This window comes from Saccharothrix violaceirubra (genome assembly GCF_014203755.1).
GTDB lineage: Bacteria > Actinomycetota > Actinomycetes > Mycobacteriales > Pseudonocardiaceae > Actinosynnema > Actinosynnema violaceirubrum.
Genome location: NZ_JACHJS010000001.1, coordinates 4,429,101 through 4,448,381, shown reverse-complemented (window position 1 = coordinate 4,448,381; position 19,281 = coordinate 4,429,101). Strand labels below are relative to the sequence as shown.

Sequence of the window (19,281 nt, the reverse complement as noted above, 5' to 3'; positions counted from 1 at the left end):
AGGAGCCCGACTGACTCTCACAAAACTCTCAAACCACGCACAACCGCAACTGGCCACTGCTGCGTTCGTCGGCCTCGGCCTGGACCGCGATGAGCGCGTTGACACGGGACAATCCGAAGAAGTCGACCCCGCTGAGGTCGAGAACCAGCACGTCCGGCCTGGCCGCGAGCTGAGTATTCAGAGGAGGTGATCGACGGGCGCGCCCGCACGCTGGCTCGCGACGGTGTCGGCCCCGTACTTCACCGCTGACGAACTGCCGCTGCTTCGGCCACCCGTTCCGGTGCCGCTTGGAGCGTTCTCGATCTGGACGTAGCCCCGCTGTCGAGGCGGTTCGGGCCGCGCGGCCCAGGCGGGATCCATCACCCAGGTCGAGTAGACCTCCAGGCCGTCAACCGGGTCAAGCACCGCACAGGGTGATCACACCCGCCCGGCGAGCCGCCAAGGTGTACGGCGGCGCGCAGGCGTCGCGGCGGTGCGGCGAGCCCCACCGCCGCACCCCAACCGCGGCCGGGTGGGCGCCAAAAGTCCCTACCCGATGAAGATCCACACGCTCACGGGTAGGGGTGTGCCTTGAGCGCGATCGCGATGCTGGCCGGTGGAATCCTTAGCGTTCTGCTGCGCAACCTGGTCGACGGGCGACGCACCGACACGCCGCACTGGCGGTCAACGGGTGCGCTCGTGCTCGGCTCGCTCACCGGGGCCGCCGTGGGAGGAAGCATTGCCGACCGTTGCCGTGCAACCATGAAGCGCAAGGAAGATCAATGAGGATGGGCCCAGGCCTCTGCTGACCACGTCGCTGTCCGGCACGACCGGCACACGTCCCAGCCACGACACGGCCGGCAACGACTCCATGGCCGGGACCGTCATCGGCGTCGTCGTGTGGTGCACGTGGAACTGCCCGACGAGATGACCGACAGCGGCCCCCTTGTCCGCCGCGGTGAGTCCTCCCTGGATCCAAGTCGTCGGCCCGGCGGGCGTCGAGGTGCCGGAGGGGTGGGCGGGGCTGGTCGCCGTCGCGGTGTGCCCAGTGCCCGCGCCGGCTAGCGGGGGCGTCCCGGCTCCCCGGACTCTCTGGGCGGCGGTGGCGGTGTGCCGATGGTGACGTGGTCGCCGGTGGCCGCGCCGATGGTGATGCCGGGCCCGCTGCCGTGCACATCGCCAGCGATGCGCACCCCACGCGGCCCGACACCGTCGCTCTCGCAGGTTCCGCAGTGCGGTGCGGAGTCGGGCGCACGGTGGCGGGGTGCGGCCTCGGGCGTTTCGGGGGCAGGCGACGGGGTGGTCAGGACGGTGGGGTCCGGTGGATAGGGCTGGTCGGGCAGGGAGATCCAGGCGAGCTCGTGGAAGGCTTTCACCGACACCTCGACCGGCCGGAACGTCGCCGGGTCCAGAGTCATGGAGTTGCGCACGACCTCGTCAAAGACCAGTCCGGACACGATCATCGCCAGCACGCCCGGTGAACCGATCAGGGCCTCGCGGACCGGGGCAGCATCCAGTAGCCGGAACGCCGCGACCATCGCTGGCGAGGTCGCGCCGTGCTCGTCGAAGGCCACCTCCCCGGCGTGCACGGCCAGCCGCAACCGGGCCCGAGCCGCGTCGGGGCTGGTGCTGTTGTGGCCGCGCACCGCCCGCGCCAACGCCTCGGGCAACACCTCCACCAACGGGCCCTTCGGGTACTCCGGCGGCACCAGCACCACCACCCCGTCCCCCGCGTCCCCCTGCCAGCACGCCCGCATAGGCACCCCGGCCGCCGCCAGCGCCTCGGCCAACACCGCGTACATCCCGGCCCGGGTGTCCAACTGGTGCGGCAGTGTCCGGGCCGCAGCGCTGTAGCCCTCCACGTCGACCAGGACCATCGTCCGGTGGACCGCGTGCCGACCCGTACCCGCCATGCCGACCCTCCGAGGACAGAACCGCGTGGTGCGCCGATGAACCACGGTTCTACCGACCGACGCGAACGTGTTCCACGTCATTTGACGCACCGGTCGCTCGTACGGCCGCATGAGTCCACCCGACCGGGCGACACGCCGCCACCATGGTCCTGCTGTCCGGTGGCGGTCGGCGGGTCACTGGATGGGCTCACCGGGAGTGTCACCAGGTGCGCGCAGAGATCGGTCGCCCTGGCGGGCGTACTCCTGCTCGACGGGGAACTCGTAAGTGCCGTAGGGGTTGACGTGCTCCATCACGGCCGGGGAGATGTAGGCGAGCAGGTCGTGGTCGATACGGCCCTCATTGGACGCCGACACGTGGGCCCTGACTAACGGCAGTTGTCCAGCCAGCACCGCAGTCCCTGAATGGATGAGGGTGTGCCCACGATGCCGACCCGGATCGTGCGCACGGCCGTGTTCGTGGCGTCAGCAGGACCGTAGTCAGTGAAGCCGTGGCGCGGGTCACATGGCAGCGCCCGGAGACAACACGGCTTTCCGTTCATCGGCTGGTGGAAGCACCCCTGGGCGCGACACGATGATTACGTCGGCGATCCCGGGAAGATCGATCAACGCGCGCCGTGTCTCGTCATGATGTTCCGTAGAACACGAGTCGTCGTAGATAAAGACGATGATCTCCCGGTAGCGCTCGTTGTCCTTGAGGTAGCCGATCGAGTCGATGATCACCTCCTGCTCCACGTCCTTGAAGTCGCTTTTGCTGCGCACGAACTTGACCTCGATGAACAGCCCCAAGCTGGGCAGCGCGAAGTCCGCGCGATAGGCGCTGTGGCCGAGCTTCGGCAGGTTCTCCTCGTCGACCACGTCATCGAAGACCGCGCGGAGCATGATCCACAGGATCGCCTGTACCTCGCGTTCGGCGTCGACCCGCCACCACTTGGGGTCCTTACGCTCGGCGGAGTCCCACACCCATCGCTTCATCGCGGGAGGAAAACGCCTGAGCACCTGGCTCACCTGGGGAACGCTGATCACCAACTGGTCCGCGCTGGCCGTAGCCACCGCTTCGGCGAAGTTCAGCCACAAAGCGGCATGCCGCACCTCCAGATGAGCGGGATCGGTGCGCAGGAATACGTGCATGGCCCGGTGCTGTGCGGCGCGCAGCTCCTCCGGGGTGTCCCTGGCCACCCCGGTACCGGAGGCGAGAAGGTAGAACGCCGCGACGAGCGCATGGTCGGCCAGCCCCGCCAACACCGGCAACGAAGCCGGTTCACCGGTCAGCTCGGCGAGGACGTGCTGATGCATCAGATCGAGCCACGGGTCGTTGGGTTCCCTCATCGGGTGGCTGAGCGCCTTCCGCAGCCAGGTCAGGAACTGCGGCACGCGGTCCTGCACCGCCCGCGCGGCGAGATGCAGCCCGAGAACGATTCCTGCCGAGTACAGCGGGGTCACGCGGTCGCCAGGGTACGGATCACGCCCGGCCAGACCTTCAAGCCCGTGCACCAGCACGTCGGCGAAGACCGGAAGCCGCGTCGGCTGGGCCGTCGCGACATATCCCAGCACGGCGAGCGCCGGCGCGTCTTCCAATCGGCTCACGTTCGTCCTGAGCCAAGCGTCGAGGTCCGGTTCGACGCGCCATCGAATCGACGTGCCGTCGCCGAGGACCTGCCGGGCGAACATGCCGTGCAGGCTGCCAGGCGTGTTCTCGGTGTCGATCCGGCGATGGAACACTCCGAGCTGGGAGCTGAAGAGCAACTGCCCGGTGGTCGCGTCATCGGGTACGGTCACAAGAACCACCTGCTGTAGCGCAGCTTCCCGAAGATTACGTCGGAGTTCCAGTTCGTCACGTGGCGCAGCTTGCCCAGCAGGCCGGCGATGAGGTCGGAGTACAGGATGGTCACCGGCTTCGTCGAGGGGTACGGCCTCCGCCATGACATCGCCGTGAGCCTGAAGAGCTGTCCGGCCAGGTAGTCGATGTCGGTGAACGTGGACTCGCGGTGCAGCTTGAGCTGCAAAGGCTTCGGCGCGCCCTGCAACTCGCTCTTCATCTCTCGGGGCCCCTTGACCGTCACCAGCATCTCACTCCTGCTGATCGACACGGCGAAACCTCGTCGTGCCACGTACTTCCCCTTGCTCCCCTTCCCCGCGCTGATCCCTCTGGCGTTCTCGTCGAGGATCATCCACGGGTGGTCGTCGACGACGGTCACGAACGCGAACTCGACGCCGGCGAAGTCCGCCGTGAGACCCTCCACGAGCTCCTTGATGGCTTGGGCCTCTTCGTCTTTCAGGAGTTTGAAGACGTGGAAGACCAGTCGGATGAAGTCGTTGGACTTCCACCCCTGACGCCCCTTGATCTCGTTGAGGCACGCCCGCAAGGCGTCCTGCAGCGCCTTCGGATACTGCTCGTACGGCGCCTCCCTGGTCGCGTTCGACACGAGGTAGGTGCCGTCGGCGTTGAAGACGGTGGTGATCCCGACGACGCGCTCCCCCTTTCCCAACCGGTCCTCGAACACCTGCGCGCTGCCGATGCCGAAGATCAGCTCTCGCCTGGTCGGCCGGCCGTTGTCCTTGATCGCGAACGGCGTCCCTCCCAGTTTGGCGTAGACGGCGAGCGCCATCGTGCTCAGCGGGTAGGCGATGCCGGGGCTGTCCGTGATGTTCTCGACCTGGAACTCCTGGACCGCGATCGACTGGCTCATGAAGGTCGACTTGGACACCAGGTATGGACTCTCGTTGCCCGTCAGGTGCTCCTGGGCAGCGCTGGTGAAGACGAACGCGAGGTCGATCTTCTCCTTGGTATCCAGCGCGTTCAGACAGGCGCGCTTGTAGGCGCTCGCGTCCTGCACATCGCCGTCGAAGGCAGTGAGGGTGAAGGTGCAGTCGGTCAGGCGAAACTTTCGGACGAACCCTTCGGGGAAGGCGGATGAACCGCGGACACCGTCGCGGAACCTGGTGAGGAAGGTCTCCACGCGGCCTTGGAACCGGCGGGGGACCACGACGGCGATCGTGGGCGCTTTCGGGGTGAACGACTCCGTGTCGAAAGGACCGAACCTGTTCAGCCCGGCTTCCGGGTACCGATCCGTCTTGTCCCCGGACTGGTCGAACACGAAGGTCGGCTCGCTCAAGGTGCGCACGTGCGGATGCTGGTTGCCCTTCAACCGCAGCGGCCTGGCCAGGTACGCCGTCATCCCGGCCGCGACGTCGAGCGGTCCGCGCTCCAGCAATGCGGTAGCGATCCTATCCGTGTCCGCGATGCGCCGCTCGGCGTTGTTGAACGCGGCGATCGTGTCGTCCAGCGCGGCCAGATCACGCTCGAACGACCGCCCGCACGCCTTCCGGAGCACTGTCTGGAAGTTGGCCAGACTGGACTCGATCCACGTGCGCGCAGCGTCGAGCTTCACCTCACCCTCCCGCGACTGCACGAGCAGCTTGCCGTCGACCACATCGGCCACCCGGCCGACCAGCTTGCGCCGCGCGTGCGAGTCCTGGGACGGCCAGGCACGCGCCGACTCCGACTCCGCCAGCACGTAGACCCCGACCATCGGAACACCACGTCGCAACAGGACTTCCACGGGAAGATCAATCTCGTAGCGGGTCTTTCTCCCGATCACCACGCCGGGGTACTCACGCGGTCCGCTGCGGCGGACGTCCAGCGAATACTCCGGATACACGTGCAACCCGTCGATGCCCCGGCCCAACGCCCGCTCCACGAGATCCTTGCCGCCCAGCCTCGAAACGAAGCGCACTGGACGCTCAAGCCTGAGCAGGTATTTCCACTCCAACGTAAGGATGCGCCTGAGGCACTCTTCGAGCAGCCGGGTCTGCAGCAGCACGTCACGCACGGCGGAGGCGATCACCCTGCGCTCACCGACCTGCTCGACACCCTCTGCCAGTGGAACGCACACGACGTCGTTTCGATCCCGGACGACCACATGAGACTCGCGGAGCCGACTGCGGAGATCCTCAAGATGGCCCGCAGACTCGTAGGGCAGCACACCGGCACCCACCTGACCTGCGAACCGGACCGGCAGGAAGTTAGTGAACAACAACGGACCCCCACGGCCCGCCGACGCTGGACGATCTCCGGAGTACCCCATCACCTGAGGCTACGACGTCACCCCGACAATTCCGGGGCAACTCGCGCCATTGCCCGCCGGTCTCCGGGCGGAGTACTGCGTGTCGAGGACCTCCGCACCTGCGCAGTCGACTGCGTCCGGGGCGGCCACACAGCCACCGCATCACCGCGCACACCATCGGGCTCGTCCTGACGGAACTGCTCCACCGTCATGCCGGAACCGTCACCGAACACATCCCGGACTCGGCGATCGACCCCAGCGCCGCCACGTCGACCAGCATCTCGACGGTCACTTGAAACGAAGCCACACCCGCCACGCTCGACCACCCACGACCCTACGACCAGCTGACCCCGCAGGTCCGCCCGTCAACGTCGGTAAACGCCGGTTGGCGCAGGTCGGGCACGGTCCGGGCAGGTTCGACGAATTCACCTGAACGGGTGGCGACCCCACATGGTGCTGGCAAAAAATCAGGAGCGAGTCGCTCCTGATCCGCTCCTTCAAAGCACCCTCAAAGATCGTTTCGTTACCACCCCGTAACCACTGCCAAGATCATTCCAAACGCACGAAAAAGCCCGCTGACCTGCGCTTATCGCGCCGATACAGCGGGCTTTCTCAGACCGTCGGGACGACAGGATTTGAACCTGCGACCCCTTGACCCCCAGTAACAGGCTTGTCTCGACGCGCCCTCGCGCCCTCGGCTTCTCGACCGGTCAAGCAAGAACCTCCTCTACTACGTGTCCCCCGCCGGCCCTTTTTCCGGAGTTCAGGGGTGTCCACGGCGTCCCACACCAACGCCGGCCACCTCCCGGAGGGCAGTCGTGCATCACCACCGCGATCGGCAAACCACCCGCGTCTCCCCCGTGCAACTCGACGCCGACCCGACCGGATCACCCGAACCCGCGCCAGCGGAGGCTCGCCACGCGGCTCGGGCCCGCTTGCTGCACACCCCGGCCCAGGCCGCCCACCTGCTGGCGGTGCGGGAGTCCTGGCTCCGTCGCATGGCCGGACAGCAGCGGATTCCCTGCACCCTCCTTGGCAAGCATCTGCGCTTCTCCGACAAGGACCTGGAACTCATCGTCCTTCGGGGCGCCCGCCCGGCCCGGTGACCCGCTCCCCGAACAAATGATTGTTGCATTTCTCTACGTATCGAGCGTCACTGTACGTCCGTCCGAATCACGGGCGGAAAGTGTCCACGAAAGGCGGTGGCCATAATGGCCTGGGCGGAGAAACACGGCGATGGATTCCGGGTGCGGTACCGACTTTCGGACGGCTCGCTGCGGTCCGAGACAGGCTTCGCCACACGCGGCGATGCCGAAGACCGGGCCGCGGACATCGAGTCCGACCAGCGGCGTGGCCGGTTCGTCGATCCGCGTCTGGCGCAGACGTCGGTCGGCGAGTGGGTGACGCAGTGGGTCGACGCGCACGACGTCAGCGGGGTCACCGAGGCGACCTACGACTCCCATCTGCGCAACCACATCCTGCCCCGGTTCGCCGCGACCGAGTTGGGCGAGCTGTCCCGGATGACGATCAAGGCATGGGCGAAGACGTTGCGGCGGTCGTTGAGCGACCGCAGCGTCGCCGACGTGGTCGGACTGCTGTCCATGATTCTCGGCGAGGCGGTGGACGAGGGGCTCATCGGCTCCAACCCCTGCCGCAAGCTGAGGCTCAACGCCGGTGACCAACCCGAACGGCCGCACGCCGACGCCGACGAGGTGACCGCCATCGCCGGCCGCATGACGTCGCCCGCGAATGCCGCCCTGGTCGTCACCGCCGCCTACACCGGGATGCGGTGGGGCGAACTGGCCGGGCTCCAGTGGGACCGGGTCGACCTGGACAAGCAGGAGATCCGCATCGACGCCAAGGACGGGGCACTGCACGAACTACGCGGCCGACTCGAACTCGGACCGCCCAAGACACCGGCCAGCGTCCGCACCGTCCACCTGCCGACGTTCCTGACCGAACTGCTCGCCGAACACCGCTGCGACACACCGGCCAGGAAGTTCGTGTTCACCGGCATCGACGGCGGCCTGCACCGCCGGTCCAACTTCCGCCGCCGGTTCTGGCTGCCCGCACTCCACGGCGACACCACCCTCGGATGGACGCCCATCAAGCCCCACATGCACTTCCACGACCTGCGCCACACCCACAAGACCTGGCTCATCGAAGACCACGTCCCCGAAGTCCTCCAACACAAACGGATCGGCCACAAGTTCCGCGGCGTCATGGGCGTCTACTCCCACGTCACCCGCCCCATGATCGACACCATGCTCCAAGGACTACAGGCCAGGTGGGAGCAGTATGGGAGCAGAATGGCGTGACCTCTTCGGAGCAGGAATTAGGGTCAAGATCACTTGCTCCCAATTTGCTCCCACACACGACCAACAGCCCGCAGACGATGATCGTCTACGAGCCGTTGACCTGCAAAAACACACTGTGGGCGATACAGGGATCGAACCTGTGACCTCTTCGGTGTGAACGAAGCGCTCTCCCGCTGAGCTAAACGCCCTTGGTGCTGTTCTGTTTTCCTGCCCCGCTCTCGCGGTGTGACCATAGCCTACAACATCACCCGCGCCCACCAAAAATCGGGCTCTCCAACCACGCCCAGTCCAGCCCTACCCAACTGCCGACCAGCGAAAACGCTCCCAGGAGCCAGCACGTCACGAGCACGATCGCACACGTCCCCGCGATCACCAGCCCCTTCACCAAGAGGCTCTGGCGCTTCAACCACTCGACCCACGCGTCGTAGTAGCGCTTGGCGAACTTCAGCACCCGCCCGGCCCAGGCGAACTCCGTCGCCAGGATCGCCAGGCCGGCGAACACGACGAGCCACCCGGGACCGGGATACGGGATCATCAGCACGCCGGCCACCAGCACCAGGCCGCCGATCACACCGACGCCGATGCGATAGGTGAGCAGCAGGGCCGGGTGGCGGCTGAACCACTTCCTCGGCCCTGCCTGGTCGCGCTGTTCGGTGGTCATGCGCACATCATCGCTCACTGCTGGTCGACCGCACCCTTTGCCACGACGTCGGTGGGCGCGGACGGCGCGGCCCGGCCAGGTTCCAGGGAGATCGCGAAGCCGCGGTGCTTGTGCGCGTCAGGCGACCATGTGAGCAGCCTCACATCCCTTGTCGACCCCACGTCGAACGTCGCCAGCGGCACGGGGATCGGCGCACTGGTACCCCACACGACGTAGGTCTGGGTGGCGACGTCGTTCGACTTGAGGTCCATCGGCATCACGGCGGCTTCGCGATCGCCCGACAACAGCACCGCGATCGGTTCACCCGATTCCGCGCGCAGCACGGCCCGGTCCGTCCCCGGCGCCACCGCGACTTCCAGCGCCGACCGGAGCCGGTCCTGGTCCGCCAGCTGGTCGCTCATCTGCCCGAACCGCACGCCGACGATCCCGACCGCCGCCACGAGCACCACGGCCGCCGCGGCGACGAGCACGTTCCGCCTCGTCTTCGGCTGCCGCGGGCGCAGCGCCACGACGACCTCGGGCACAGGTGCGGCCACGACGTGTTGCTGCGGCGTGTGTCCGATCGCCTCCATCAGCCTTCCCCGGAGGCGCGGCGGCGGGTCGTACTGCGGGACCGAGCCGCCGATCACGGCGGTGACCTCCTGCGTCGACCGCACCGTGCGTGCGCACAACGCGCAGCCCGACAGGTGCGCGGAGAAGAACGCCTCCTCGTCCGGCTCGAGTGTGTGCATGGCCCACCCGACGGCGAGTTCCTCCTGCGGGCACCACGCGTCCCGCCGCTCCCCGGTCACCGGTGTGCTCCCGTCGTCGTGCCCGGCGTCTCGCCGGTCTCACCCGACCACACCGAGCGCAGCGTGGTCCTCAACCTCCTGATCGCGGCGAACGTGCGCGACTTGACCGTGCCCAGCGGTATCCCGGTCAACGCCGCGACCTCTATCTGCGTGTAACCGCCGAGGTAAGCCAACGCGATCACCCGTCGCTGGTCTTCGGGAAGCCGCTTCAACGCCTCTCGGACTTCCGCACCCACCACGCTCGCGAGCGCGTCCTGGTCTGCGCCTGCGGCAGGCTCTGTGGTGCGTTCCGACTCGTCGTCGGTGAGCGGGACGCTCCGCCGCCGTCGTGTCTCCTCCCGTCGCACCGCGTCGACGGCGCGGTGGTGCACCACCGTCATCAGCCACGTGCCGAAACCGCCGCGTGACCGGTCGTAGCCGCCGGGATTGCGCCACAACGAGAGGAACGCCTCTTGGACGACGTCCTCCGCCAGGCCCTGGTCGACGCAGATGCGACGGGCCAGGGAATAGGCCGGTCTGGCATAACGGTCGTAAAGTTCGCCGAACGCGCCGCGATCGCCCGCTGTCACCCGTGCGACCAGGTCCACGTCGGACGGTCTGTCGCCGGGAGTACGTCGGGGCGCCGGGGCGGGTGAGTCAGCCACGAGAGAAGTCCTCACGTCCAACATTCGCGCAACAGCCGGTACCGGGTTCAGGTTAAACCCAGCAAGATGGGTCGAGGGGTCCCCCGTGGACACGGAACGCAGCGATCCGGTCGCCCAGCGAAGTTCAACTGGCCCGGACGGGTGATAAAACCCGAGTTCCCGAGCGTTCCTCGCCACAAACCCGTCACAACTGGAGACCTCGGTCGTTTCCTGAGACCGGGAAGGGAGAAGAGGGTAACGACGATGCGCAACGACCACGTGACGCTCCGCTCTACAGCGGTGTTCGACCTGCTGGCTCCCCGGACTCCCGCTGTTCCGGTCCAGGTCGAACTCAGGTATGACACCAAAGACCCGTACGCGGTGGTGGCCGCGTTCCGCACCGGCCGCGCGGGCTGGGTGGAATGGGTGTTCGCCCGTGATCTGCTCGCCGACGGCCTCATCGCCGACGCCGGCGACGGTGACGTGCGCATCCGACCGGCCACCGACGACCCGGAGGTCGTGGTGATCGAGCTCAGTTCGCCGTCGGGTCACGCCATGTTCGAGGCGTCGGCCCAGGAACTGGCCGACTTCCTCGACCGCACGTACGACGTCGTGGTGCCGGGCAACGAGCACCTGTGGGTCGACGTGGACGAGGCGTTGACCCACCTCATCTCCAACGACCTGACCTGAAAGCCCAGGTAGCGGGCCCGCAGTCGACGAACGGGACCCCCGATTTGATTCGGCTGCGGGGTGTGTAATAAAGTTCCTCCCGTACCGAGGAAGACAGGAACGCGGCCCGAAAGGGAAGAGTTCCCGAAATCCTTGGGACGTGCGGATGTAGCGCAGTTGGTAGCGCATCACCTTGCCAAGGTGAGGGTCGCGAGTTCGAGTCTCGTCATCCGCTCGGCAGAGGGCCCCTTGGGCTCAGGCCAGACCCTCGGGTGCTAAGCTCGGGATCACTCTGGCGGAGTGGCCGAGTGGCTTAGGCAAAGGCCTGCAAAGCCTTGTACACGGGTTCGATTCCCGTCTCCGCCTCGGACGATTAGCTCAGCGGGAGAGCACTACCTTGACACGGTAGGGGTCACTGGTTCAATCCCAGTATCGTCCACCAGCGAAGTACGCAGGTCGGAAGGCCCGTCAGTGATGATCACTGACGGGCCTTCCGCCTGTTGTGGGAGCGGATCGGGAGCACCGTGTCCTGGTGTGATCACCATCTCCGTAGGTGGTCGCCGGCTCAGGCGGCGTTCGCCACCGTGCCTGCCGGCCGCCGCGCATTCGGTTGATCATGACGTCGGTCACATGCAAATAGTGTCCCCGTCCCGCCGGGCAACGCCACCACCGCGTCAGACAGCTCCAACATCAACGCCTTGCGTTCGTGCAACGTCCCGACCACCCGCAGTTCGGTCAGCCCCGTGTGGGCGATCTCCAGGTCGACCAGGAACCCGGGGATCACCCCGACAACCTCGCCGCCGGCCGCCAACGCGGCGTCCGCGACCGCCCCCATGGTCCCGATTCGGGCGCCCCCGTACACCACGCCGATCCCGCGTTCGGCCAACGTCCGACCGACCGCGGCGGCGGCGCCGAGGAACCGCGGCGAGGCGGCGGAGGACCCTGTGCGTGCCGAAAATTACGTCCGCACAGGTCAAGCGGCATGCCGATACTCGTGGAGGACTCCACCGAGACGGTCCCGTCGGAGTACCGCAAGGCGTTCGATCCGGTCAGGTCCAAGGGACTGGGGCCGGGCCCGCAAGGGTGCTGCCGCGGCGAGGGATCGGTGGGTACGGTGCTCGTTGTAGTGCCGCTCGTACTCACGCAACGCGTGCCGAAGATGGGCCTCGTTCCAGATCAGCGTGCGGTCCAAGAGCTCGCCGCGCAGCGACTTGACCCAGCGTTCCATGATCGCGTTCATGCGGGGCATCCGCACGCCGGTCAGAATCGTCGCGATCCCGGCGCCGCCGAGGATCTCGTCGATCAGTGCCGGGTACTTGCCGTCGCGGTCGCGAATAAGGAACCTGATCCGCGCGACGTGTCCGGTGTCCTCGAGGTCCATGAGCAAGTTGCGGATCGCCTGGGTGACCCAGGCATGGGTGGGGTGTGCGGTCGTACCGGCTATCCATACACGCCGACTGGCGTGGTGGATGACGGCGAGATGTACTGGCGCTGCCCGGTCAGCGTGACCGTCTCGATGAAGTCCATCGCCAGGATCGCCTCCGCCTGCGACCGCAGGAAGTCCGCCCGGGTAACGGTCGTTCGACACGGGGCCGGATCGATGCTGGCGGTCTTGAGAATCTCCCACACCGTCGACGCAGCGACCGCGACACCAAGCAGCGTGAGCTCACCGTGGATACGTCGATGGGACTTCACCCCGGATGTTGGACACGGGGTTATGCGGCGTGGGTCAGCGTAGCCGGTGTTGGTAGAAGGCTGTTCTCGTAGTCGATTGGGGACGTCCGGCCGAGGTGGGAGTGGCGGCGTCGGGTGTTGTAGCGGTGTGCCCAACCGAACACCGCCAGGCGTGCTTCCATTGCAGTTCCCCAACTTTGAGCGCCCTGGAGGGTTTCGCGTTTGAAGGAGGCGTTGAGGCTTTCAGCGGCGGCGTTGTCGGCCGAGCTGCCGACGGCGCCCATGGACCGGGTCACTCCGGCTTCGCGGCAGGCGTCGACGAAGGATCCGGCACCGTATTGCGCCCCGTGGTCGCCGTGGAAGATCGCCCCGGCCAGGCTGCCTCGTGTCCGCTCCGCCGCGTGCAGGGCGCCGACCACCAGGTCCGTGCGCATGTGGTCGGCGACGGCCCAGCCGACCAGGCGGCGCGAGCACAGGTCCATCACCGTGGCCAGGTAGAGGAAGGTACCGTCGACGATCGGCAGGTAGGTGATGTCGCCGACGTGGCGGGTGTTCGGTGTCTGCGCGGCGAAGTCGCGTCCGAGCAGGTCGGGCGCCTTGGCCGTCGTCGGGTCGGCGAGGGTGGTGCGGTGCCGGCGACGCAGCCGCACCCCGGCCGGCCCGACCTCGCGCATGACCCGGGCGACGCGCTTGTGGTTGACCACCTGCCCCGTGTCGTGCAGTTCGGCGGTGATCCGCGGGACGCCGTAGGTGCCGGCCGACTCGCGGTGGATCACCCGGATGCGGGCGGCCAGGCGCACGTCGTCCGCAGCCCGGGCGGCCCGATAGGGCGCTGTGGCCTTCCAGTGGTGGTAGCTGGACCGGGCAACTCCGATGACGTGGCACAACCGCTTCACGCCGTGGTGGCGCTGATGATCGTCGACGAACTGGAAGCGGTTCACCAGCGCGTCTCCCCGGCGAAATACCGGGCCGCCTTGCGCAGGATGTCGCGCTCCTCCTCCAACTCGCGGACCCGCCTGCGCAGCGCGGCGTTCTCGTTCTCCGGCGAGGCCGGCACCGAGGCGCTCGCGGTGGTGGGTGCCCCGGTGCGCTGTGCGTCGTCGAGCTGGATCCGGTTGCGCAGCGTCTCGTGGTTGACGCCCAGGTCCTGGGCCACCGACTTGATCGTCGCTCCCGGCCGGGACCGGTAGAGCGCGACCGCCTCGGCCCGGAACTCCGGCGGGTAGTGCTTCATCACCATCCGAACGGGACTCCTGTCCACCCGGATCGTCAGGATCCAAGTGTGTCTGGTGTCCAACATCCAGGGTCAAGTCCCGGGACCTATTGATCGACAACGCCGGATACCGATCACGGGATGGGCCCGTGTGTCTCGTGGTCGCCGTCGGACGATCGTGGGAAACCGGCCGTACAACCCGACAGGTGGCCGTCGCTCTGCTATTCCGGACGCGGTGATGGCGAGCGGGGGAGTGCGATGACTGTCGAGTTCCGGCTCCTGGGTGCGATCGAGGCGTACGTGGGAGGCAGACCTCTGGACCTGGGCCATCCGCGACAGCGAGGCGTGTTGGCGGTGTTGCTGGTGGAGGCGAACTGCTTCGTCACCACCGGGCACCTGCTGGACTGCGTGTGGGGTGAACACCAACCGGTGAGGGGGCGGAATACGCTCTACAGCTACCTGTCGCGCCTTCGCCTGGCTTTGGAGTCGGTCGACGGGGTGAGCCTGGACCGCCGATCCGGCGGGTACCAACTGACCCTGGACAAGCAGTGCGTGGACGTGCACCGCTTCCACCGGTTGGTGGCCGAGGCCCGGGCGGCGGACGACGATCGGGCGTCGGTGTTGTTCGAACGGGCATTGGCGTTGTGGAGAGGCGAGCCGCTGGCCGGCCTCGACACCCTGTGGGCGGCCGAGGTACGCGCGACCTTCGAGGGCGAGTTCCTGGCAGCCGAGCTGGACTACATCGACATCGCCCTGCGCCTGGGGCGGCACGCCGAGATGCTGCCGTTGATGTCCGCCCGGGCGCGGCGCCACCCGTTGGACGAACGTGGCACCGCGCAGTTGATGCTGGCGTTGTACCGCAACGGCCGCCAGGCCGACGCGTTGGAGCACTACCGACGACTGCGTACCCGGCTGGTCGACGAACTCGGCGCCGAGCCCGGCCCGGAACTGCGCGAACTGCACAGGCGGATCCTGCGCGACGACGCCGGACTGGAAGCGTCGCCCCGACCCGTCACGGCGGCCGACCCGCCGCCGGAGAGACCGGCCCCCGACGAACTCGACCGGGCGGCGGAGGAACTGGCGACCGCTGTGTTCCGGCAGTGGACGGCGGAAGTCGAGTTGCGTTCCCTGCAACGGCCGGAGCCCGTCCAGGTGCGCTGGGCCGGCACCGGTCGACCCGTCGCGGCGTCGGACTCGGCCGTGTTGGGCGGTCGACGCGACGGTGTGCAGCGGCTGGACCTGCGCGGCGGGCTCACGGATCTGGTCAGCGGGTTCCGACGGCTCCCGGCACGGCAGTTGGTCGTGCTGGGCGAGCCCGGAGCGGGCAAGACCGTGTTGGCCATCCTGCTCGCGCTGGGCCTGTTGGCGGACGCCGGTAAAGGCGAACCGGTCCCCGTGGTCCTGCCGTTGTCCTCGTGGGACCCGGTACGACAGCACCTGCACACCTGGCTGGCGGGCAAACTGCTGGAGGAGTACCCCGGCCTGGGCAACAGGGCGGTGTACGGGCGTGACGCCGCGACCCGCCTGGTGGCGGAGGGCCGGGTCGTCCCGGTGCTCGACGGCCTCGACGAGATTCCGCCCGCCCTGCACGCGGTGGCGATCGACGCCCTGGACCAGGCGATGGCCGGTGCCCGTCCGCTGGTCGTGACCTGTCGCGGCGACGAGTACGAGGACGCGGTCCGCGACAGCGGGGCCATCCTGGCGCGGGCGGCCGTCGTGGAGATCGACCCGGTCGGACCCGACGACGCGATCGAGTTCCTCACCGCCCGGCAGCGCCAGGGCGACACCCGGTGGCAACCGGTCGCCGAACACCTGCGCCATCGGCCCGGCGGACCGCTGGCGCGGGCGCTGTCGACCCCGCTGATGGTGGACCTGGCCCGCGTCGCCCACGCCGACCCCGCCGCCGACCCGGGCGAGTTGTGCGACGACTCCCGCTTCCCGGACGCCACGCTGGTCGAGGAACACCTGCTCGACGCCTTCCTGCCCGCCGTCTACGCGCAGCGCCCGGCACCACCGGACACCAGGCCGGCGGCACGGCACCAACCCGAGCAGGCGCAGCAGTGGTTGACCTTCCTCGCGCGGCACCTCCGCGACGGCAGGTCCCGGGACTTCGCGTGGTGGCATCTCGTGTCGGCGGTATCCCCGCCCACCCGGGCCCTGCTTCTCGGCCTGCCGCCCGGGTTGCTGTGCGCCCTGACAAGCTGGCTGGCCGGCGGGGTCACCGTCGGTGTGGTGAGCGGGGCGACCTACACGGTGGCGGGTTGCCTCACCAATGCGCTGGGCCGCCGCTCGGGGCCTCGTCGGGTCGAACCGAGGTTCCGCGGGACGCGCAAGGGATTCCTGTGGCGTTTCGGGCTGGGTGTGGCGATCGCCATCGGGCTCTCGTTCGGCTGGTCGCTGACCCCTGGCGTCGTCGCCGTGCTCGCCGTGGTGTTCGGGCTCTCGCTCGGTGTGCACGTGTGGCTGGACGTGCCGGTCGACGCGACCAGGGTGTCCAGTCCGCGAACCGTGTTGAGACAGGACCGGGCGGCCGTGCTCGCCTACGCCGTGTCGTTCGCCGTGTCGCTCGGGTTGTTCTTCGGGGTGGTCTTCTGGTTCAACGGCGAAGCTCCCGCCAACGAACCCGATGACCTCTTCGACCCCGTCCGGGGTACGGCGTGCCTCCTGACCGCGGCACTGTTCGGGTACTTCCTGTTCGGGCGGCTGGGGAGCGTCGTCTACGCCCTGCCCGGAGCCGCGATCGGCGGTCAGGTGCGGTACGAGGCCGTCCTCCCCGACCTGCCGGGTGCCGTGGTCTGCGGGGTCTTGTTCGCGGTCACGATCGGCCTCAGCGTCCTGGTGTCCAGGCCGTGGGGCGCGTTCGTGGTGGTGCGGGCGTGGCTGTGGTGCCTGGGCCGGACGCCCGCGCGCCTGACCCGCTTCCTCGACGACGCCCACCGCAGGGGTGTCCTGCGACAGGTCGGTGCCGTCTACCAGTTCCGCCATGCCCGTCTCCAGGACCGCCTCGCCCGAGACCACTGATCCGGGACAGGCCGTGAAACCCGGTGTGGCCTGCGGGTTCAAGGTAGTTCGCAAGGGTTGTCGACGGTCGGCCCGGCACGGTGGTCCTCGTACCGGCCCATGAGCGAGGGAGACGCCGGCCCGATGACCGCAAGCACCGCACCGTATGCGCACGGACCCGGTCCGGCGGATGTACACGGGGTCGGCGTGCTCCCGCGGTTTCCCTGGGATTCCACCGGAGGTCGACGCGAGGGCGAACACCGTGCGAGGGGATGGGCGGATGAGATTCCGACTGCTGGGTGCGTTGGACGTTCGGGACGCCACGGGTGCCGTCGTGTTCGTCGGCCCCCGACAGCGTGCGATCCTCGCCGCGTTGCTCCTGCGGGCGAACGAAGTGGCGAGCGTCGGTTACCTCGCGGACGCGGCTTGGGAGGTGCTGCCGGCCAAGCCCCACTCCAACGTCCGCACCTACATCTCCGGCTTGCGCCGGCGGTTGGGGGACGGACCCGGATCGGGCGAGCGCCTGCTCACCCGCCCCGGTGGGTACGTGTTGCGCGTCGCCCCGGCCGAGCTGGACCTGACGGTCTTCGAGGAACTCGCCGGCCAGGGTGAGAGGGCCATGCTGTCCGGGGACCTCCATCGGGCTGTGCAGCGATTCGAGGAGAGCCTGGGGCAGTGGAGGGGCAAGCCTCTGGAGGGCTTGTCGGTGGGCACGCCGCTGCGGGCGGAACTCTCTCGCCTCGAGGAGCGCCGGCTGACCGTCGTCGAGCGGCACGGTGAGGCGGCGATCGGCCTGGGACGGCACGAGGGTCTGATCGCGAACCTGCGGTTATTGGTCGAGGACTACCCGTTCCGGGAGCGGCTGTGGGCACAGTTGATGCTCGCGCTGAACCTCGCCGGGCGGCAGGCCGAGGCGTTGCGCGCCTTTCACGACGCCCGCCGGATGTTGGACGAGGAGTTGGGGGTCGATCCGGGGCCGGAGCTGGGGGAGTTGCACCAGCGGATCCTGCGCGGCGAAATCGAACCGGCGCCGCCGGTGTCCGCGCGAATCCTGGTGGGCGCGGCGCCGGATGACGGCCGGACCGCGGTCACCGGGGGTGGGCGCCGCGGGGTGCCGTCGGCCACCGCGTCCGACCCGGCCCCGAGCCAGTTGCCCCCGGACATCGGCGACTTCGTGGGCCGGGAGCCGGAGCTGCGCCAGGTGATCGACCGGCTCACCCACGAGGACGACACCATGGTGTTGCCGGTCGCGGTGCTGTCCGGGCAACGCGGCATCGGCAAGACCACGTTGGCGGTCCACGTGGCGCACCGGTTGCGCTGCCACTACCCCGACGGGCAGCTGTACCTGGACCTGGGGGGTTCCGGATCGGTGCCGCGGGACGCCAGAAGCCTGTTGACCCAACTGCTGCGTTCGCTGGGCATCGTGGTGTCGGACCCGGCGGTCGATCTCGCGGACCTCAGCGGCTTGTTCCGGGCCGGGCTGGCCGGCCGGCGTGTGCTGATCGTGCTGGACGACGCGGTGCGCGCCGAGCAGGTCCGGCCGTTGCTCCCGGGCGACGCGCGATGCGGTGTGATCATCACGTCGCAGTCCCGGTTGACGGACCTGCCCGCGACGGTCAGGGTGCGGCTGCCACCGCTGACGGAAACCGATGCGGTCGAACTGCTCGGCGAGGTCGCCGGCGCGCACCGGCTGCGGAGCGGGTACGACGACGCGGTCGAGCTGGTGCGGCTGTGCGACGCGCTGCCGTTGGCGGTTCGCGCCGCGGGCGCCCGGCTCGCCGCCAAACCGCACTGGCCGATCGGGCAACTCGTGTTCCGGCTGTCCGACGAACACCACCGACTCGATCGGTTGGACATCGGCGACTTGACGGTGCGGGCCCGGCTCGCGGCGAGCTACGGCAGCCTCGACGCCACCACGCAACGTGCCTTCTGCCTGGTAAGCCTGATGGAGTCTGACGAATTCCGGGCCTGCGCGGCGGCACCGCTGCTGGAAGTTCCGGTCGGCAAGGCGACCGATCTGCTGGAGGCGCTGGTGGACGCCCAGCTCATCGAGGCCACGCCCGCGCGCGACGGTATCCGCTATCGCATGCCCGTTCTGGTTCGGCTGTACGCGCGGGAGAAGGCGGTCACGATGTGCGACGCCACTTCCTGAACGTCCATCGGGTGGAATCGCCCGGAGAACGGCGCCGCGTGGCCCCTCGGAACTTCCGACAAGGTCCACGTGTCGATCACTCGGTGGAAGCGACGCCGGCCGCGGCCGTCCGGCCGAGGACGGCTCGGCCGGGTCGCCGCACGACGGGAGTGCCGGCCCGGACCCGGTGCGCCGCGGGTGGGTCGCACCGGGTCCGGGCGGGTGTCGAGTGGTTCGGGTCAGCG

At 68.4% G+C, this 19,281-nt stretch carries 17 protein-coding genes, 4 tRNA genes and 1 pseudogene; 9 read left to right on the top strand and 13 right to left on the bottom strand.

Features of this window, described 5'->3' with window-relative positions:
- Positions 1-28: 28 nt before the first annotated feature.
- A complete protein-coding gene (locus F4559_RS36030; protein WP_281386338.1) occupies positions 29-151 on the bottom strand; it encodes a hypothetical protein in 123 nt (40 codons plus the stop codon).
- A gap of 419 nt (positions 152-570) precedes the next feature.
- Between F4559_RS36030 and F4559_RS20450 the strand changes: the two genes are divergently transcribed.
- Entirely contained in the window at positions 571-765 is a 195-nt protein-coding gene (locus F4559_RS20450) for a hypothetical protein (protein ID WP_184671029.1), read from the top strand.
- A gap of 275 nt (positions 766-1,040) precedes the next feature.
- On the opposite strand, the gene F4559_RS20445 is transcribed toward F4559_RS20450, so the two are convergent.
- The 4 genes from F4559_RS20445 to F4559_RS20430 form a co-directional block, all read right to left on the bottom strand.
- Entirely contained in the window at positions 1,041-1,892 is an 852-nt protein-coding gene (locus F4559_RS20445; protein ID WP_184671028.1) for a hypothetical protein, read from the bottom strand.
- Between the two features lie 174 nt (positions 1,893-2,066).
- Positions 2,067-2,246, bottom strand: a complete 180-nt coding sequence (locus F4559_RS20440) for a hypothetical protein (protein WP_184671027.1) — start codon at positions 2,244-2,246, stop codon at positions 2,067-2,069.
- 144 nt (positions 2,247-2,390) lie between these two features.
- Positions 2,391-3,668, bottom strand: coding sequence for a PD-(D/E)XK nuclease domain-containing protein (locus tag F4559_RS36455; RefSeq protein ID WP_184671025.1), 1,278 nt, complete (start codon positions 3,666-3,668; stop codon positions 2,391-2,393).
- Positions 3,665-5,875 (bottom strand): argonaute/piwi family protein, encoded by a 2,211-nt coding sequence (locus tag F4559_RS20430; RefSeq protein WP_184671023.1) that lies wholly within the window; start codon positions 5,873-5,875, stop codon positions 3,665-3,667. The genes F4559_RS36455 and F4559_RS20430 overlap by 4 nt, the downstream gene beginning before the upstream one ends.
- An 899-nt stretch (positions 5,876-6,774) precedes the next feature.
- Here F4559_RS20430 and F4559_RS34540 point away from each other — a divergent pair.
- Together F4559_RS34540 and F4559_RS35300 are read left to right on the top strand one after the other, a co-directional pair.
- Positions 6,775-7,062 carry a helix-turn-helix domain-containing protein gene (locus tag F4559_RS34540; RefSeq protein ID WP_221447305.1) on the top strand — a complete coding sequence of 96 codons (288 nt, stop codon included), beginning with the start codon at positions 6,775-6,777 and terminating at the stop codon, positions 7,060-7,062.
- Positions 7,063-7,203: 141 nt separating this feature from the next.
- The gene (locus F4559_RS35300; RefSeq protein WP_221447304.1) at positions 7,204-8,274 is read left to right on the top strand and encodes a site-specific integrase; all 1,071 of its coding nucleotides are present in this window, start codon (positions 7,204-7,206) and stop codon (positions 8,272-8,274) included.
- 116 nt (positions 8,275-8,390) lie between these two features.
- Here the strand turns inward: F4559_RS35300 and F4559_RS20415 are convergent.
- The 4 genes from F4559_RS20415 to F4559_RS20400 form a co-directional block, all read right to left on the bottom strand.
- Positions 8,391-8,462, bottom strand: a tRNA-Val gene (locus tag F4559_RS20415).
- Between the two features lie 56 nt (positions 8,463-8,518).
- Positions 8,519-8,935 carry a TIGR02611 family protein gene (locus F4559_RS20410; RefSeq protein WP_184671019.1) on the bottom strand — a complete coding sequence of 139 codons (417 nt, stop codon included), beginning with the start codon at positions 8,933-8,935 and terminating at the stop codon, positions 8,519-8,521.
- Between the two features lie 14 nt (positions 8,936-8,949).
- On the bottom strand, positions 8,950-9,726 hold the full coding sequence (locus tag F4559_RS20405) for an anti-sigma factor (RefSeq protein ID WP_184671017.1): 777 nt from the start codon (positions 9,724-9,726) through the stop codon (positions 8,950-8,952).
- Positions 9,723-10,370: an RNA polymerase sigma factor gene (locus F4559_RS20400; protein WP_184671015.1), complete on the bottom strand. Its 648-nt coding sequence runs from the start codon at positions 10,368-10,370 to the stop codon at positions 9,723-9,725. The genes F4559_RS20405 and F4559_RS20400 overlap by 4 nt, the downstream gene beginning before the upstream one ends.
- Before the next feature lie 243 nt (positions 10,371-10,613).
- On the opposite strand from F4559_RS20400, the gene F4559_RS20395 reads away from it, so the two are divergent.
- From F4559_RS20395 to F4559_RS20380, 4 genes are all read left to right on the top strand, one after another.
- Positions 10,614-11,039, top strand: a complete 426-nt coding sequence (locus F4559_RS20395; protein WP_184671013.1) for an SsgA family sporulation/cell division regulator — start codon at positions 10,614-10,616, stop codon at positions 11,037-11,039.
- Positions 11,040-11,180: 141 nt separating this feature from the next.
- A tRNA-Gly gene (locus tag F4559_RS20390) sits at positions 11,181-11,253 on the top strand.
- A gap of 59 nt (positions 11,254-11,312) precedes the next feature.
- Positions 11,313-11,384 (top strand) — tRNA-Cys (locus F4559_RS20385).
- A gap of 1 nt (position 11,385) precedes the next feature.
- A tRNA-Val gene (locus F4559_RS20380) sits at positions 11,386-11,460 on the top strand.
- A gap of 195 nt (positions 11,461-11,655) precedes the next feature.
- Here F4559_RS20380 and F4559_RS20375 read toward each other — a convergent pair.
- The 4 genes and pseudogenes from F4559_RS20375 to F4559_RS20365 form a co-directional block, all read right to left on the bottom strand.
- A pseudogene (locus tag F4559_RS20375) lies at positions 11,656-11,958 on the bottom strand (LOG family protein); the annotation flags it as partial.
- A gap of 33 nt (positions 11,959-11,991) precedes the next feature.
- Complete coding sequence (locus F4559_RS34535) at positions 11,992-12,399, bottom strand: integrase core domain-containing protein (protein ID WP_221447303.1); 408 nt, start codon at positions 12,397-12,399, stop codon at positions 11,992-11,994.
- A gap of 59 nt (positions 12,400-12,458) precedes the next feature.
- The gene (locus F4559_RS34530) at positions 12,459-12,713 is read right to left on the bottom strand and encodes a hypothetical protein (RefSeq protein ID WP_221447302.1); all 255 of its coding nucleotides are present in this window, start codon (positions 12,711-12,713) and stop codon (positions 12,459-12,461) included.
- Positions 12,714-12,733: 20 nt separating this feature from the next.
- A protein-coding gene (locus F4559_RS20365; protein ID WP_184671011.1) for an IS3 family transposase occupies positions 12,734-13,932 on the bottom strand; the annotation gives its coding sequence in 2 pieces (ribosomal slippage) (positions 12,734-13,644 and positions 13,644-13,932; 1,200 coding nt in all).
- 231 nt (positions 13,933-14,163) lie between these two features.
- Between F4559_RS20365 and F4559_RS20360 the strand changes: the two genes are divergently transcribed.
- Both F4559_RS20360 and F4559_RS20355 read left to right on the top strand, forming a co-directional pair.
- A complete protein-coding gene (locus tag F4559_RS20360; protein ID WP_184671009.1) occupies positions 14,164-16,926 on the top strand; it encodes an AfsR/SARP family transcriptional regulator in 2,763 nt (920 codons plus the stop codon).
- A gap of 259 nt (positions 16,927-17,185) precedes the next feature.
- The gene (locus tag F4559_RS20355) at positions 17,186-19,057 is read left to right on the top strand and encodes an AfsR/SARP family transcriptional regulator (protein ID WP_184671007.1); all 1,872 of its coding nucleotides are present in this window, start codon (positions 17,186-17,188) and stop codon (positions 19,055-19,057) included.
- The last annotated feature ends 224 nt before the right edge of the window (positions 19,058-19,281 follow it).

Bases quoted from the DNA above. Each gene is read 5' to 3' on its own strand.
- F4559_RS20445 (WP_184671028.1), bottom strand. From the start codon at position 1,892: ATGGCGGGTACGGGTCGGCACGCGGTCCACCGGACGATGGTCCTGGTC.
- F4559_RS20410 (WP_184671019.1), bottom strand. From the start codon at position 8,935: ATGACCACCGAACAGCGCGACCAGGCAGGGCCGAGGAAGTGGTTCAGC.
- F4559_RS20395 (WP_184671013.1), top strand. From the start codon at position 10,614: ATGCGCAACGACCACGTGACGCTCCGCTCTACAGCGGTGTTCGACCTG.
- F4559_RS34535 (WP_221447303.1), bottom strand. From the start codon at position 12,399: ATGGACCTCGAGGACACCGGACACGTCGCGCGGATCAGGTTCCTTATT.
- F4559_RS20360 (WP_184671009.1), top strand. From the start codon at position 14,164: ATGACTGTCGAGTTCCGGCTCCTGGGTGCGATCGAGGCGTACGTGGGA.
- F4559_RS20355 (WP_184671007.1), top strand. From the start codon at position 17,186: ATGAGATTCCGACTGCTGGGTGCGTTGGACGTTCGGGACGCCACGGGT.